Raw genomic sequence first — 12637 nt, forward strand, 5'->3', positions numbered from 1 at the left:
TTGTCATGGCTATGCGCTCCCACTATTGCGGTCTTGTGACCGATGCCCTGTTGGGCCAAACCGTTACCCTGTGCGGCTGGGTGAACCGTCGCCGCGACCACGGTGGTGTGATTTTTATTGACCTGCGTGACCGCGAAGGCTATGTGCAGGTGGTGTGCGACCCTGACCGCCCCGAGATGTTCCAAACCGCCGAGAGCATCCGCAACGAGTTTTGCGTGCAAATCAAAGGTTTGGTGCGCGCCCGCCCCGAAGGCACGACCAACGAGAACCTCAAAAGCGGCAAAATCGAGGTGCTGTGCCACGAGTTGAACGTGCTGAACCCGTCGGTGACACCTCCGTTCCAAATTGACGAAGACAACCTGTCCGAAACTACCCGCCTGACGCACCGCGTGCTGGACTTGCGCCGCCCCTACATGCAGCGCAACATGATGCTGCGCTACAAAACCGCCATCCAAGTACGCAACTTCTTAGACCAAGAAGGCTTTATCGACATCGAAACCCCGATGTTGGGCAAGAGCACTCCTGAAGGCGCACGCGACTATCTGGTGCCCAGCCGCGTCCACGACGGCCAATTCTTTGCTCTGCCCCAGTCGCCCCAGCTCTACAAACAGATGCTGATGGTATCGGGCTACGACCGCTACTACCAAATTACCAAGTGCTTCCGCGACGAAGACCTGCGCGCTGACCGCCAGCCCGAGTTCACGCAGATTGACTGCGAAACCTCGTTCTTGAACGAAGAAGAAATCCGCGCCATTTTCCAGCGCATGATTACCGAAGTGTTCAAGCAACAATTGAACGTCGATTTGGGCGAGTTCCCCATCATGAGCTACCAAGAGGCTGCACGCCGCTTTGGCTCGGACAAGCCCGACCTGCGCGTCAAGCTCGAATTTACCGAGCTGACCGAAGTCATGAAGGACGTGGATTTCAAGGTGTTCTCTACCCCCGCTACCACCAAGGGTGGCCGCGTGGTAGCGCTGCGCGTGCCCGGTGGCGCACAAATTTCGCGTGGCGAAATTGACCAATACACCGAGTTCGTCAAAATCTACGGTGCCAAGGGCTTGGCCTGGATTAAGGTGAACGAAGTCGCCAAGGGCCGCGAGGGTCTGCAATCGCCCATCGTGAAAAACCTGCACGATGCCGCCATTGCCGAGATTCTCAAGCGTACCGATGCCCAAGATGGCGATTTGCTGTTCTTTGGTGCTGACAAAGAAAAGGTGGTCAATGACAGCATCGGCGCACTGCGCCTGAAAGTGGGCCACAGCGAATTTGGCAAGAAAAACGGCCTGTTTGAAGACCGCTGGGCTCCGCTGTGGGTGGTGGATTTCCCGATGTTTGAGCACGACGAAGAAGAAAACCGCTGGACGGCTGTTCACCACCCCTTCACCAGCCCGAAAGACGGCCACGAAAACCTGATGGACACCGACCCCGGTGCTTGCATCGCCAAAGCCTACGACATGGTACTCAATGGCTGGGAGCTGGGCGGTGGCTCGGTGCGTATCCACCGCGCTGATGTGCAAAGCAAGGTGTTTGCGGCGCTCAATATCAGCCCCGAAGATGCGCGCGCCAAGTTTGGCTACCTGCTCGATGCGTTGCAATACGGTGCGCCCCCGCATGGTGGCTTGGCCTTTGGTTTAGACCGCCTGATTACGCTGATGACGGGTGCTGAATCCATCCGCGACGTGATTGCCTTCCCGAAAACCCAACGCGCCCAAGACTTGCTGACCCAAGCCCCCAGCCCGGTGGACGAGAAGCAACTGCGCGAGCTGCATATCCGCTTGCGTAACCCCGATGCTGTGAAGGCGGGCTAATCCCCCCACTGCACCGGTTTGCAGGCAGAATGCAAGGGCACCTCAGGTGCCCTTTTTTTCTGGCTTCGCATGTCCATTCCTGATTTTCAAACCCTGATGCTGCCCCTGTTGCAATCGCTGGCCGATGGCAAGGTGCATGAGTTCCGGCAGGCGGTGGAGTTGTTATCGCAGCAATACGAACTGACCGAGCTAGAGCGAGCCGAGTTGTTGCCCAGTGGCCGGGCTCCACTGTTTTACAACCGCCTGTCGTGGGCCAAGACCCATCTGAAAAAGGCGGGTTTGCTAGAGTTTCCCCGGCGCGGTGCATTCCAAATCACCGATAGGGGTTTGCAGGTATTGGCCCAGCCACCCGCGCGCATTCACATGGCTTGGTTGCAGCAGTTTCCAGAATACGCCCAAGCACTGGCCTTGCCGCCTGCAAACCATCCAGCACCCAGCGCCGATGCAATGCCCACCGCCATCGACATTCCAGAGGCATCTGTGACCCCCCAAGAAGCGATTGAACAAGCCCACCAAGCCCTGCGCCGCGCCTTAGCCGATGAGGTGTTGGCCTCGGTCAAGTCTTGCAGCCCGGTGTTTTTTGAACAGTTGGTGGTGCAGTTGATGATCAAAATGGGCTATGGCGGCAGCCGCCAAGAAGCTGGGCAGGCCGTGGGTAAATCGGGTGATGGCGGTATCGATGGCATCATCAACGAAGACCGCTTGGGCTTAGATTCCATCTACCTGCAAGCCAAGCGTTGGGAAGGGGTGGTAGGCCGACCAGAAATCATGAAATTCGTCGGTGCATTGGCCGGACAACGGGCGACTAAAGGCGTATTCATCACTACGTCCAGTTTTACCCAAGAGGCCAAAGCTTATGCGGCATCCAGCCAATACCGGCTGGTGTTGATTGATGGTGCCAGATTGGCCGACTTGATGGTAGAGCATGATTTAGGAGTTTCGGTGGCGGCTATTTACCATCTGAAGCGTTTGGACTCCGATTTTTTCAGTGAGGAATAAAACCATGCCAAGAATCAAACCGCTTGTCGTGGTGCTGACATGCTTGGCCTTAGGGCTGGCAGGCTGTGGGGAGAAGAAAATCGAACTCGGCCAAGGCGGCTCCGTGGTCACTGGGTCGGCAGGCCCTCAAGGCGCTCAAGGGGCAACAGCCGAATTGGTGCGCTGCGATGCGCCCGTGGCGACAGTGGCGCTGGCAGAGAACCCACATGGCTACGTCATGGGTGCTGGTGGGCACTTGCCCGCCTCCCCGGTGCCGCTGGTCAAACTGCTGGCGCAACAAAGCGGTTGCCTGCGCGTGGTTGATCGGGCCGCCGGATTGCGTGGCACAGTGCAAGAACAAGAGTTGAAAGAAGCTGGCGTACTGCGCCAAGAGGGTTCCACCATCGCCAAAGGGCGTGGCTACGAGGCCCAATACACCCTGACTCCCAGCCTAACCTTCAGCGAACAAAATGCGGGCCAAGGGCTGGCGGGCATTTTGGCCCTGATTCCAGTGCTGCGTGACATGGCCGGGCTGATCGGGCTGGCCGAACAGGTCAAGTTCAAAGAAGCACAAACCGCGCTGCTGTTATCTGACAACGAAACCACCGAACAGGTGGCAGCAGCCACTGGTGCCGCCCGCGCGACCGATTTGGGGGTGGGCGGACTGGTGCTAGGCCAGTTGGGCGGGGCGGCTGGGGCCGGTTGGAGCAACACCAACGAAGGCAAAGTGATTGCTGCTGCCTTTTTGGATGCCCATAACCATTTGGTGCAACAACTGCGCACCCTGCAGGCCAAACCGCTGCCACCGGCCATCCCAACACGCACCGATGCACCTAAACCCTGATGAATATGTCCTCCTTGGTTTTGCCACCACGCCAGCCCGAGCATTTGCGGATTGCCACCTACAACATCCACAAAGGCGTACAAGGCATAGGCCCAACGCGGCGGCTAGAAATCCACAATTTGGGACAAGCCGTACAGCAGTTGGATGCCGACATCATTTGCTTGCAAGAGGTACGCAAACTGCACCGGCGCGAGGCCCAATACTTTGCCCACTGGCCTGATATGCCCCAAGCCGAGTTTTTGGCCCCCGAAGGCTACACCGCCATTTACCGCACCAACGCCATCACCCGGCATGGTGAACATGGCAACGCCTTGCTCACCCGCTGGCCGGTACTAGGGCACCAACACGAAGATATTTCTGACCACCGTTTTGAGCAGCGCGGGTTGCTGCATGTAGAGCTAGCGATACAAACGCGGCCCGTGCATGTAGTGGTGGTGCATTTAGGCTTGATTCCGGGCAGCCGGGTGCGCCAAATTCACCGCTTGCAGGCGTTTATCGAACGCGAAGTGCCCCGCGCCAGCCCCTTGGTAGTGGCTGGAGACTTTAACGATTGGGGCCAGCAAATCAAACGCATGTTGGCCGGTTTCGGCCTACACGAGTACGAGGAAACCCCGACCCATCGGGCCTTCACCTACCCCGCCCGCTTGCCCATCGTGCAACTAGACCATGTGTATGTGCGCGGCCTAGAGCCGCTGGGGCTACAAGTACCACGCGGGCGCAACTGGTGGCGCATGTCCGACCATTTGCCACTGGTGGCCGAGTTTCGGGTTTAAAAGCAAGTGCCTGTGCTGGATATAGCTACTGAGGAGGGCGATGGGCCGCAAATCCGCCTGCTGCAAGGGGCGGCAGAGTTCTTTCCGGCACTGATTGCGGCGCTGGATGCAGCGCACACCGACGTACAGTTTGAAACCTATCTATTTGACTTTACCGGCACCGGAACCACGGTAGCCGAGGCCTTAGAGCGCGCGGCCCAACGCGGCGTGCATGTGCGCGTGGTGGTCGATGGCGTGGGCACCGGACGCTTGCCAGCCGCATGGCGGCTACGCTTTCGGGCAGCGGGGGTACGTTGTTTGGTGTATGCACCCTTGGGCCTGTTGGGGCTGCTTTTGCCCAGTGGCTGGCGGCGATTGCACCGTAAATTGTGCGTCATTGATGGCGACACGCTGTTTTGCGGTGGCATCAACATATTGGATGATTTTCATGACCCCAACCACGGCACCCTGATAGCACCACGCTTAGATTTTGCCGTGCAACTGAGTGGGCCATGGGTGGGACGCTTGGTGCTACAAGCCAGCGACACGATGGAGCGCCTCTGGCAGCGCATGGTGGCGGTGCAAAATATACGCCGCTATCAATTGCCAGCGGCAGTGCATGCTTTGCGCGCTGCCCAAGCGGCACGCCATCGCAGCCCACCCACCCATAGCGCCGTGCCAAAAGCCAGTTTGTTGTTGCGCGACAACCTGCGCCACCGCGCCCGCATCGAAAAAGCCTATTTGCGCGCCATTGCCGCCGCACGCGAAGAAATCATCATTGCCAATGCTTATTTTTTGCCCGGACGCAAACTGCGCCGCGCCTTGGTATTGGCAGCCCAACGCGGGGTGCGCGTGCAACTGCTACTGCAAGGGCGCTACGAGTATTTTTTGCAATACCACGGTGCGCGACCGGTGTATGGCGCTTTGCTAGCCGCTGGCATCGAAATCCATGAATACGAACCCAGCTTTTTACATGCCAAAGTCGCGGTGATTGATGCCCAAACAACACGCCCGTGGGTGACGGTAGGCTCGTCCAATTTAGACCCCCTGAGTTTGCTACTGGCGCGCGAGGCCAATGTAGTCTTAGAAGACAGCCAATTTGCCCTGGCCCTGCGCCAGCGGCTGCTGGATGCCATGCAGCAAGCCGGACGTGTACTAGACCCCACGCGCTATGCCCAACGGCCTTGGCGCGTGCGCCTCTTAGACCGGATAGCCTTTGCGCTAGTACGGGCAGCTCTGTGGTTGCACGGAAAAAAATATTAAGCACTGGTACGATGAAGCCATTTACTGACCACTGGGCGCCACCATGACACCAGATACCCCCGACGCAGGCATCCCGGTCTCCGTCAAAATCCGTGAACGCATTACTGCGGCGCGCAAACGCGCGCACGCCAACGACAACATCGCCCAGTTTTTGCAACCGGGCGAATTGGAACTGCTGCTGGACGAAGTAGAAGCCAAAATGCAGGGCGTACTCGACAGCTTGGTGATTGACACCGACAACGACCACAACACCAACAACACCGCCCGGCGCGTGGCCAAAATGTACCTGCTGGAGGTGTTCAAAGGCCGCTACGTAGAGCCACCGACCATTACTGAGTTTCCGAACGCAGAACACCTCAATGAGCTGATGATTGTCGGCCCGCTAACGGTACGCAGCGCTTGCAGCCACCACTTTTGCCCCGTCATGGGAAAAATCTGGATTGGTATCATGCCCAACGAACACACCAACGTGATTGGGCTGTCCAAATACGCCCGCTTGGTAGATTGGATTATGAACCGCCCACAAATCCAAGAAGAAGCGGTGATTCAACTGGCCGACCTGATTATGGAAAAAACCCAGCCCGACGGGCTGGCGATTGTGATGGAAGCGAGCCACTTTTGCATGTCTTGGCGCGGCGTGCGCGAGCCAGATAGCAAAATGATTAACTCCGTCATGCGCGGCGTGTTTCTCAAAGACTCGGCACTGCGGCGCGAATTTTTGTCTTTGCTGCCCCGAAAGAACTAAGCCATGCTTGTCCGTTTACTCTATGCCAGCCGCGTGGCCGACACCTCACGCCAAGCGATTGAAACTATTTTGGCCCAATCGCGCGAACACAATCCCAGCAACGGCATTACTGGTGTGCTGTGCTATGGCGATGGCATTTTCTTGCAAGCCATTGAAGGTGGACGTTCTGCCGTCAATGCCCTGTATGGCCAAATTTTGCGCGACCCACGCCACCGCCAAGTCGAATTACTTTACTACCAAGAAATTACCGAGCGCCGCTTTGGTGGCTGGACGATGGGCCAAGCCAATTTGTCCAAAATCAACCACTCTACGCTGCTCAAATACTCCGAACGCCCCGCGCTAGACCCCTACGCGGTATCGGGAGAAGTATCGCTGGCGCTGCTAGAAGAGCTGATGGCTACCGCCTCCATCATTGGCCGTGCCTAAACAACACCTGCGTTTACTGGCACCGCTTGCCTTGTTGATAGGCTTGCTCACAGGCCACGGCTTAGAGGCAGCACCCGCGCCGTGGTACTACTGGCAGCACAGCAGCGGGGGCGCCCCGGTTTGCGCCCAACATGCCCCCGGCCCCGGCTGGACGGCCTCCAGCACGCCCTTTGCTGGCCCTGGTTGCCAGCGTCCCCTGCGCCGGGTAACGCCTTAGCAACTGCTGGCCGTGTGATGCCTACGTTTTCCACTGTATTCAATTTTTTTGGCGTAGCCTTGTTATTGGCCCTGACACCGGGGCCAGACAACCTGTTTGTGCTGGTGCAATCCATGCAGCGCGGTGTGCGCGTAGGCTTGGCCGTGGTGTTGGGCTTGTGTTTGGGGCTGCTGGTGCATACCAGCGCTGTGGCCTTGGGGCTGGCCGCCGTATTGGCCACGCTGCCACTGGCCTTCAGTTTGTTGCAAATAGCAGGTGCAGTTTATTTGGCATGGCTGGCTTGGCAAGCTCTGCGCCCACGCCCAGCAGGCAGCGCCAGCGCTACGGCGATTGGGCCTACCACATCCACCGCTGCCAGCCCCACGGCTTTGGCACGCATGGTAGGCCGGGGCCTGCTGATGAACCTAAGCAACCCCAAGGTATTGCTGTTTTTTTTGGCCTTTTTGCCGCAATTTACCCACCCAGCCCAAGGCAGCATTGCCAGCCAAGTTTTATGGCTGGGGCTGGTATTTATGCTGGCCACCTTGTTGGTGTTTGGTGCTATTGCCTGTTTTTCGGGGTATTTTGCCACTTTGCTGCAACGCCATGCCCACGCCCAAAGCTGGCTAGATAAATTGGCCGGGTTGGTTTTTTTAGCCTTGGCCTTGCGCCTGCTCAGCAGCGAATTGGCCTTACCTGAATGAGGCACAGGTGAGGCACGGTTGGGTTTTCCATAAAATCCGGCCAGACTAAGGAATTTGCTGTGGCTGATTTGATTGCGGTTCTCATCCGCTGGAGCCTGCGGGCCATTTTGTTGTTGCTGGGCGTATTGGTCTTTTTGGGCCTCTTGGGCTTGGGGCTGGTACTGGCACTGGTATGGAGCCTGCGCGCTTTGTGGGCGCGCCTGACCGGCCATCCCGTCACCCCTTGGACGATGCCCCTAGACCCACGCGCTGGTTGGCGCACCATGTACCAGCGTAGCCAAAATGCCTGGACAGCCCCACGCCAAGGCCAGCCCACCCCCCACAATGACGACGACATCACCGACGTGACCGAAAAGCGCGAAACCCCCGGTGAATGGCCCGAGAGCCAATTTTCACGCTTTATGCTGGAACAGTCAGATGTCACCGACGTACAACCCCGTGACCCCCAAGACCGCCCACGGCCACGCTAAAAAACACAAGGCCGCTCACACTTTGCGCGGCAGCAACTGCACCATCGCGCCAATCAACTGCTCACTCGACACCGGCTTGTGCAATAGCAGCGCGGCGGTCGATTGGGCATCGCGCAGGCGCTGGGGCGAGGTATCGCCCGTCAGGATGATGGCAGGCACTTGCTGGCCCCAATGGGCGCGCAACTGCTCTAACACCTCTTTGCCGGTTTCGCCCTCGCGCAGCCGAAAATCGGTAATGATGACATCGGGGGCAGCGTGCCCGGCCATAGGCCCCACCAGGGCCTCGCGGGCCGATGAAGCCGTGCTACAAGCGCAACCCCAACTTTGCAGCAAAGACTGCATCCCCAAACACACCGCCTCATCGTCATCAATGGCCAAGACGCGCAGGCCGACCAAGCGCCGTATCTGCTCATTGCTATCGGCATGCTCATCGAGCAGCAAGGGCCCATGCCAAGCGTCTAGCCACAGCCGAAACACCGAACCCCGGCCCACACAAGAGAATACTTCTACCTGTGTGCCCATTTCGGCCACCAAACGTTTGACGATGGCCAAGCCCAAACCCAGCCCTTTGCGCCGGTCACGCTCTGGGTTGCCCAATTGGTGGAACTCCCGAAAAATCTCTTCTTGCTGCTCGGGCGCAATACCCACCCCGGTATCCCACACTTCCAGCGCCAGCCGCGCGCGGCGCTGGCGACAAGCAATCAACACCCCGCCTTGCTGGGTATAGCGCAGGGCATTGGAAATCAGGTTACGCATCACCAAATCCACCAAAGCCCGGTCGGCCAGTGCGGCAGCCGAAGTTTCATGCGTGCGATAAACCAGCCCGGCCACATCGGCCTGACCGCCAAATTCTTGCTCTAGCGCCGACAACAGCGGCTGCACCGCAAACGGGGCACGGTGCGCCTTGACCACCCCGGCTTCTAAGCGCGAATAATCGAGCAAGGTAGTGAGCATTTCTGCCGCCGCCGCCGAAGCGCTGCGCGCATGGCCCAACACCAAGGTTTGGTGGGCATTGAGCGGACTGCGCTGCAAAGTTTCTAAAAACAAGCCCATCGCGTGCAAAGGCTGGCGCAAATCGTGGCTGGCAGCGGCCAAAAAACGCGATTTATCCTGATTGGCCTGCTCAGCGGCTTCTTGCGCCTCTAGCGCACGTTGCGTTTGGGCGCGCAATTGCACCACCAAGCGTTGGTTTTCAAATTTAATTTCGATGCTATCGCGCGCGGCTTTGGCCAGATTGCGTGCGTGCAAGCACGTCAGGCTGTAATAAACCCCCACCATCGCCATCGCAGGGATGGTGACCGCGCCTTTGGTCAGCAGCAAGGCAACCAAGGCCCCCACCACCGCACAGCTTAAATAGACAACGTAGGCCCGGTACATGGGCGCGCCCAAACCCAAAGCCCCCGAGGACACGGTACTGAGGATGCCGACGTAATACACCACCGCATCGGTAGAGTCTTGGCTAAACCACCAAATAATCAGCCCCAAACTGCCCCAAATCAGGCCCATAGCGGCCATGCACTGTATCAAGCGCCAAGCATCTTGGCGTGGCGTTTTGTGTGCGCGCGGCAAAGGACGCAAACCCGCATACACCCCAGTAACCACCACTAAATGGGTGGCAAACCACCACAAAACGGCGTACATCGGTATCACCAGCCCCATCACCCACACCGTGCCCAACGAGGTCAGTAGCGAGGCCCCCAAAGTCATGGGGAAACTGCGCCGTAACAGCACTACCTGCTCGGCCAGCATTTCATCACGGTCTGGGCCTACCACCCAATGGCACCACGCCTGCCAAGGCGAGGATGGTATCGACGAAGATGGCTCAGTAGCTGCCATCGTGTGGCACCGGCGCACTGACCAAGCCCCAGCGCTGCGCCTGCAACAGTGCAGCACTGCGGCTATTGACCCCCAATTGGCTAAAAATGGCCGCCACATGCACGCGCACGGTGTTTTCGCTCAAACCCAAATCGCGGGCAATCACTTTGTTGGGTTTGCCACTGCACAGCAGCGTCAAGACATCCAATTGCCGTGCCGTTAACGCAGGGCTGGCCGTGCCGCCCAAACCAGTCGGTGCCGGACAAGCCACTTCGGGCGGAAAACAAGGCTGCCCGGCCAAGGCCAAGGTAATGGCATTCAAAATATCTTGCGCCCCAGCAGACTTGGGCAAAAAGCCATCGGCGCCGCGCAAGCGCGCCTCGCGCACCGCATCGGGGGCCATGCTGGCCGACACCAACACAATGCGCGCCTGCGGGTAACTTTTGCGTAGCAGGTGCAGACCATCCAAACCGCTCATGCCGGGCAGCTGAATATCGAGCAGCACCAAATCCAAAGCGGGCACCGCCAAAGCACAGGCTTGGGCGATAGAACCGGCCTCTGCAATGGAGGCCACGCTGGGATGGTCTTGAACAATCAGGCGCAGGCCGGTACGAAACAAAGTGTGGTCATCGACCAGCAGCAAGGTAGCAGGCATAGTCTTTGAGTATCACGCAGAAAGACCCCATTGCATCTAGTCTTTTTGGGCGATAGACGAAGCCGGTCCATGTTTTTAGACTGGCACCTGCCGATTGAATATTGCTATCAAAACACTCGGCACGATGGCCAAATTTCAAAGGACCCTGCTATGAGCGCTCCCATAGACATCCGTACCGCCCGCTCTCATGCCCATCCCGGCCCACTGGGGGGCAACAGCGTAGAAGACATCGTGGCCCTGCATTGCAGCGAAGTGCCGCTGCTGGCCGGCATTGTGATTGAACGCCTGGACGCACAAATTGGCGTCTGGCAATACTCCTTAGACGATGGTGCCAACTGGCAAGTGGTACGCACCGATTTGCTACACCGCGAAGGCCCGATGGGCTTGGTGCTGGCGCTGGGGGCGCGCTTGCGCGTGCTGCCCTTTGGTGGCCAGCGAGGCAGTGTTCGCATGGTGTTTCATGCCGTGCCGTTTGTGGGCGGTGGCAATGGTATTTACCGCCCCTACCCCCCCTGCGACGAGCGCCCCGAAGCCCCCACCGTCACGCTGATGCTAGGGCTATCGGCCATCAATGGCGCACCCAAAGCAGTGCATGTGCCACGCCTACGCAACAAGCGCGCCTTGGCCGCTGCTGCTCGACAAGCACCCGCCCGTGCTGTCGGATAAAAGCAAGCGGCGGCAGGTAGTGGCCTTGGTGATGGCTGCCTTATTCTGGCGTGCCCATTTGTGATTGCAGGTAGTTTTGCAGACCCACTTTGTCGATGAGTTCGAGCTGGGTTTCCAAAAAGTCGATGTGCTCTTCGGTGTCATCCAAGATTTTTTGCAGCAAATCGCGCGAAACGTAATCGCGCACGCTTTCGCAGTGGGCGATGCCTTGTTTGATGGTGGCTTGCGCGCCCTGCTCTAGGCGCAAATCGCAGGCCAAAATCTCGGGCACCGTTTCGCCCACTTGCAACTTGCCCAAGTCTTGCAGATTGGGCAGGCCATCAATCATCAAGATACGGTCTATCAGCCAATCGGCGTGCTTCATCTCACCGATGGACTCGGAATGCTCTTTCTTGGCCAACTTGTCAAAGCCCCAATGCTTGAGCATCCGGTAGTGCAAAAAATACTGGTTGATGGCCGTCAGCTCGTTTTTGAGCTGGGCTTGCAAGTGGCCGATGGCTTGGGTGTCACCCTTCATGGTGCGCTCCTAGTGGTGAGAAAATAAGTTGCTATTGTGCGGCTTGCGCGTAAAACGTGCAGCATAGACAAAAGGTATCGAATCCATCGAAGCAATCCATTGGATGCACACGCTGCTTTGGGCCATACTTCGTCCTGTATCCCGTTTCAACCACCAAAAGGAAACCGCAATGTCCCTGATCAACACCCAAGTCCAACCCTTCAAAACCCAAGCCTTCCACAACGGCAAGTTTGTCGAAGTGAGCAATGAAACCCTCAAGGGCCAATGGTCGGTGCTGATTTTCATGCCCGCTGCTTTCACCTTCAACTGCCCCACCGAGATTGAAGACGCAGCGGACAACTACGAAGCCTTTCAAAAAGCCGGTGCCGAGGTCTATATCGTGACCACCGACACCCACTTCAGCCACAAGGTTTGGCACGAAACCAGCCCTGCCGTGGGCAAGGCCAAGTTCCCGCTGGTGGGCGACCCTACCCACACCCTGACCAACGCCTTTGGCGTGCATATCCCTGAAGAAGGTTTGGCACTGCGCGGCACTTTCATCATCAACCCCGAAGGCCAAATCAAGACTGCTGAAATTCACAGCAACGAGATTGCCCGCGATGTGTCCGAAACCCTGCGTAAGCTCAAGGCTGCCCAGTACACCGCCGCCAACCCCGGCCAAGTCTGCCCCGCCAAATGGAAGGAAGGCGCGCAGACCATCGCTCCGTCGATTGACCTGGTCGGCAAAATCTAAGCTGGCCTGCGCCACACTGTACTGACCCTCTAAAAACGCCCAGGTGCCTGGCGCCTGGGTTTTTT

The 12637-nt window shown here is 58.1% G+C and carries 15 protein-coding genes; 12 read left to right on the plus strand and 3 right to left on the minus strand.

The features are described 5' to 3' along the window. Positions 1 to 5 precede the first annotated feature (5 nt). From aspS to PHX60_RS06050, 10 genes are all read left to right on the plus strand, one after another. Complete coding sequence (gene aspS / locus PHX60_RS06005) at positions 6 to 1808, plus strand: aspartate--tRNA ligase (RefSeq protein ID WP_300075818.1); 1803 nt, start codon at positions 6 to 8, stop codon at positions 1806 to 1808. Between the two features lie 69 nt (positions 1809 to 1877). Beyond that, positions 1878 to 2807: a restriction endonuclease gene (locus PHX60_RS06010; protein ID WP_300075820.1), complete on the plus strand. Its 930-nt coding sequence runs from the start codon at positions 1878 to 1880 to the stop codon at positions 2805 to 2807. A 4-nt stretch (positions 2808 to 2811) separates the two neighbouring features. Continuing rightward, the gene (locus PHX60_RS06015; protein WP_300075821.1) at positions 2812 to 3630 is read left to right on the plus strand and encodes a curli production assembly/transport component CsgG; all 819 of its coding nucleotides are present in this window, start codon (positions 2812 to 2814) and stop codon (positions 3628 to 3630) included. 5 nt (positions 3631 to 3635) lie between these two features. Beyond that, positions 3636 to 4403, plus strand: coding sequence for an endonuclease/exonuclease/phosphatase family protein (locus PHX60_RS06020; protein WP_300075994.1), 768 nt, complete (start codon positions 3636 to 3638; stop codon positions 4401 to 4403). A gap of 12 nt (positions 4404 to 4415) precedes the next feature. Then, positions 4416 to 5645: a cardiolipin synthase ClsB gene (gene clsB, locus PHX60_RS06025; RefSeq protein WP_300075823.1), complete on the plus strand. Its 1230-nt coding sequence runs from the start codon at positions 4416 to 4418 to the stop codon at positions 5643 to 5645. A gap of 43 nt (positions 5646 to 5688) precedes the next feature. Further along, positions 5689 to 6390 (plus strand): GTP cyclohydrolase I, encoded by a 702-nt coding sequence (gene folE / locus PHX60_RS06030; RefSeq protein ID WP_300075825.1) that lies wholly within the window; start codon positions 5689 to 5691, stop codon positions 6388 to 6390. A 3-nt stretch (positions 6391 to 6393) separates the two neighbouring features. Further along, positions 6394 to 6816: a BLUF domain-containing protein gene (locus tag PHX60_RS06035; RefSeq protein ID WP_300075827.1), complete on the plus strand. Its 423-nt coding sequence runs from the start codon at positions 6394 to 6396 to the stop codon at positions 6814 to 6816. Further along, positions 6809 to 7033 (plus strand): hypothetical protein, encoded by a 225-nt coding sequence (locus PHX60_RS06040; RefSeq protein WP_300075829.1) that lies wholly within the window; start codon positions 6809 to 6811, stop codon positions 7031 to 7033. The genes PHX60_RS06035 and PHX60_RS06040 overlap by 8 nt, the downstream gene beginning before the upstream one ends. A gap of 17 nt (positions 7034 to 7050) precedes the next feature. Next, entirely contained in the window at positions 7051 to 7716 is a 666-nt protein-coding gene (locus PHX60_RS06045) for a LysE family translocator (protein WP_300075831.1), read from the plus strand. Between the two features lie 59 nt (positions 7717 to 7775). Next, a complete protein-coding gene (locus PHX60_RS06050; protein ID WP_300075833.1) occupies positions 7776 to 8186 on the plus strand; it encodes a hypothetical protein in 411 nt (136 codons plus the stop codon). 15 nt (positions 8187 to 8201) lie between these two features. Here PHX60_RS06050 and PHX60_RS06055 read toward each other — a convergent pair whose 3' ends face one another. Both PHX60_RS06055 and PHX60_RS06060 read right to left on the minus strand, forming a co-directional pair. Beyond that, on the minus strand, positions 8202 to 10022 hold the full coding sequence (locus PHX60_RS06055) for a hybrid sensor histidine kinase/response regulator (protein WP_300075835.1): 1821 nt from the start codon (positions 10020 to 10022) through the stop codon (positions 8202 to 8204). After that, a complete protein-coding gene (locus PHX60_RS06060) occupies positions 10009 to 10656 on the minus strand; it encodes a response regulator transcription factor (protein WP_300075837.1) in 648 nt (215 codons plus the stop codon). Before PHX60_RS06060 ends, PHX60_RS06055 begins: the two co-directional genes overlap by 14 nt. Positions 10657 to 10806: 150 nt before the next feature. Between PHX60_RS06060 and PHX60_RS06065 the strand changes: the two genes are divergently transcribed. Continuing rightward, complete coding sequence (locus PHX60_RS06065) at positions 10807 to 11322, plus strand: hypothetical protein (protein WP_300075839.1); 516 nt, start codon at positions 10807 to 10809, stop codon at positions 11320 to 11322. A gap of 40 nt (positions 11323 to 11362) precedes the next feature. Here PHX60_RS06065 and bfr read toward each other — a convergent pair whose 3' ends face one another. After that, positions 11363 to 11839 (minus strand): bacterioferritin, encoded by a 477-nt coding sequence (gene bfr / locus PHX60_RS06070; protein WP_300075841.1) that lies wholly within the window; start codon positions 11837 to 11839, stop codon positions 11363 to 11365. Positions 11840 to 12008: 169 nt separating this feature from the next. Here bfr and ahpC point away from each other — a divergent pair, with 169 nt between their 5' ends. Next, on the plus strand, positions 12009 to 12572 hold the full coding sequence (gene ahpC / locus PHX60_RS06075; protein WP_300075843.1) for an alkyl hydroperoxide reductase subunit C: 564 nt from the start codon (positions 12009 to 12011) through the stop codon (positions 12570 to 12572). Positions 12573 to 12637 lie beyond the last annotated feature (65 nt).

The organism is Giesbergeria sp., from assembly GCF_028686475.1.
GTDB lineage: Bacteria > Pseudomonadota > Gammaproteobacteria > Burkholderiales > Burkholderiaceae_C > Simplicispira.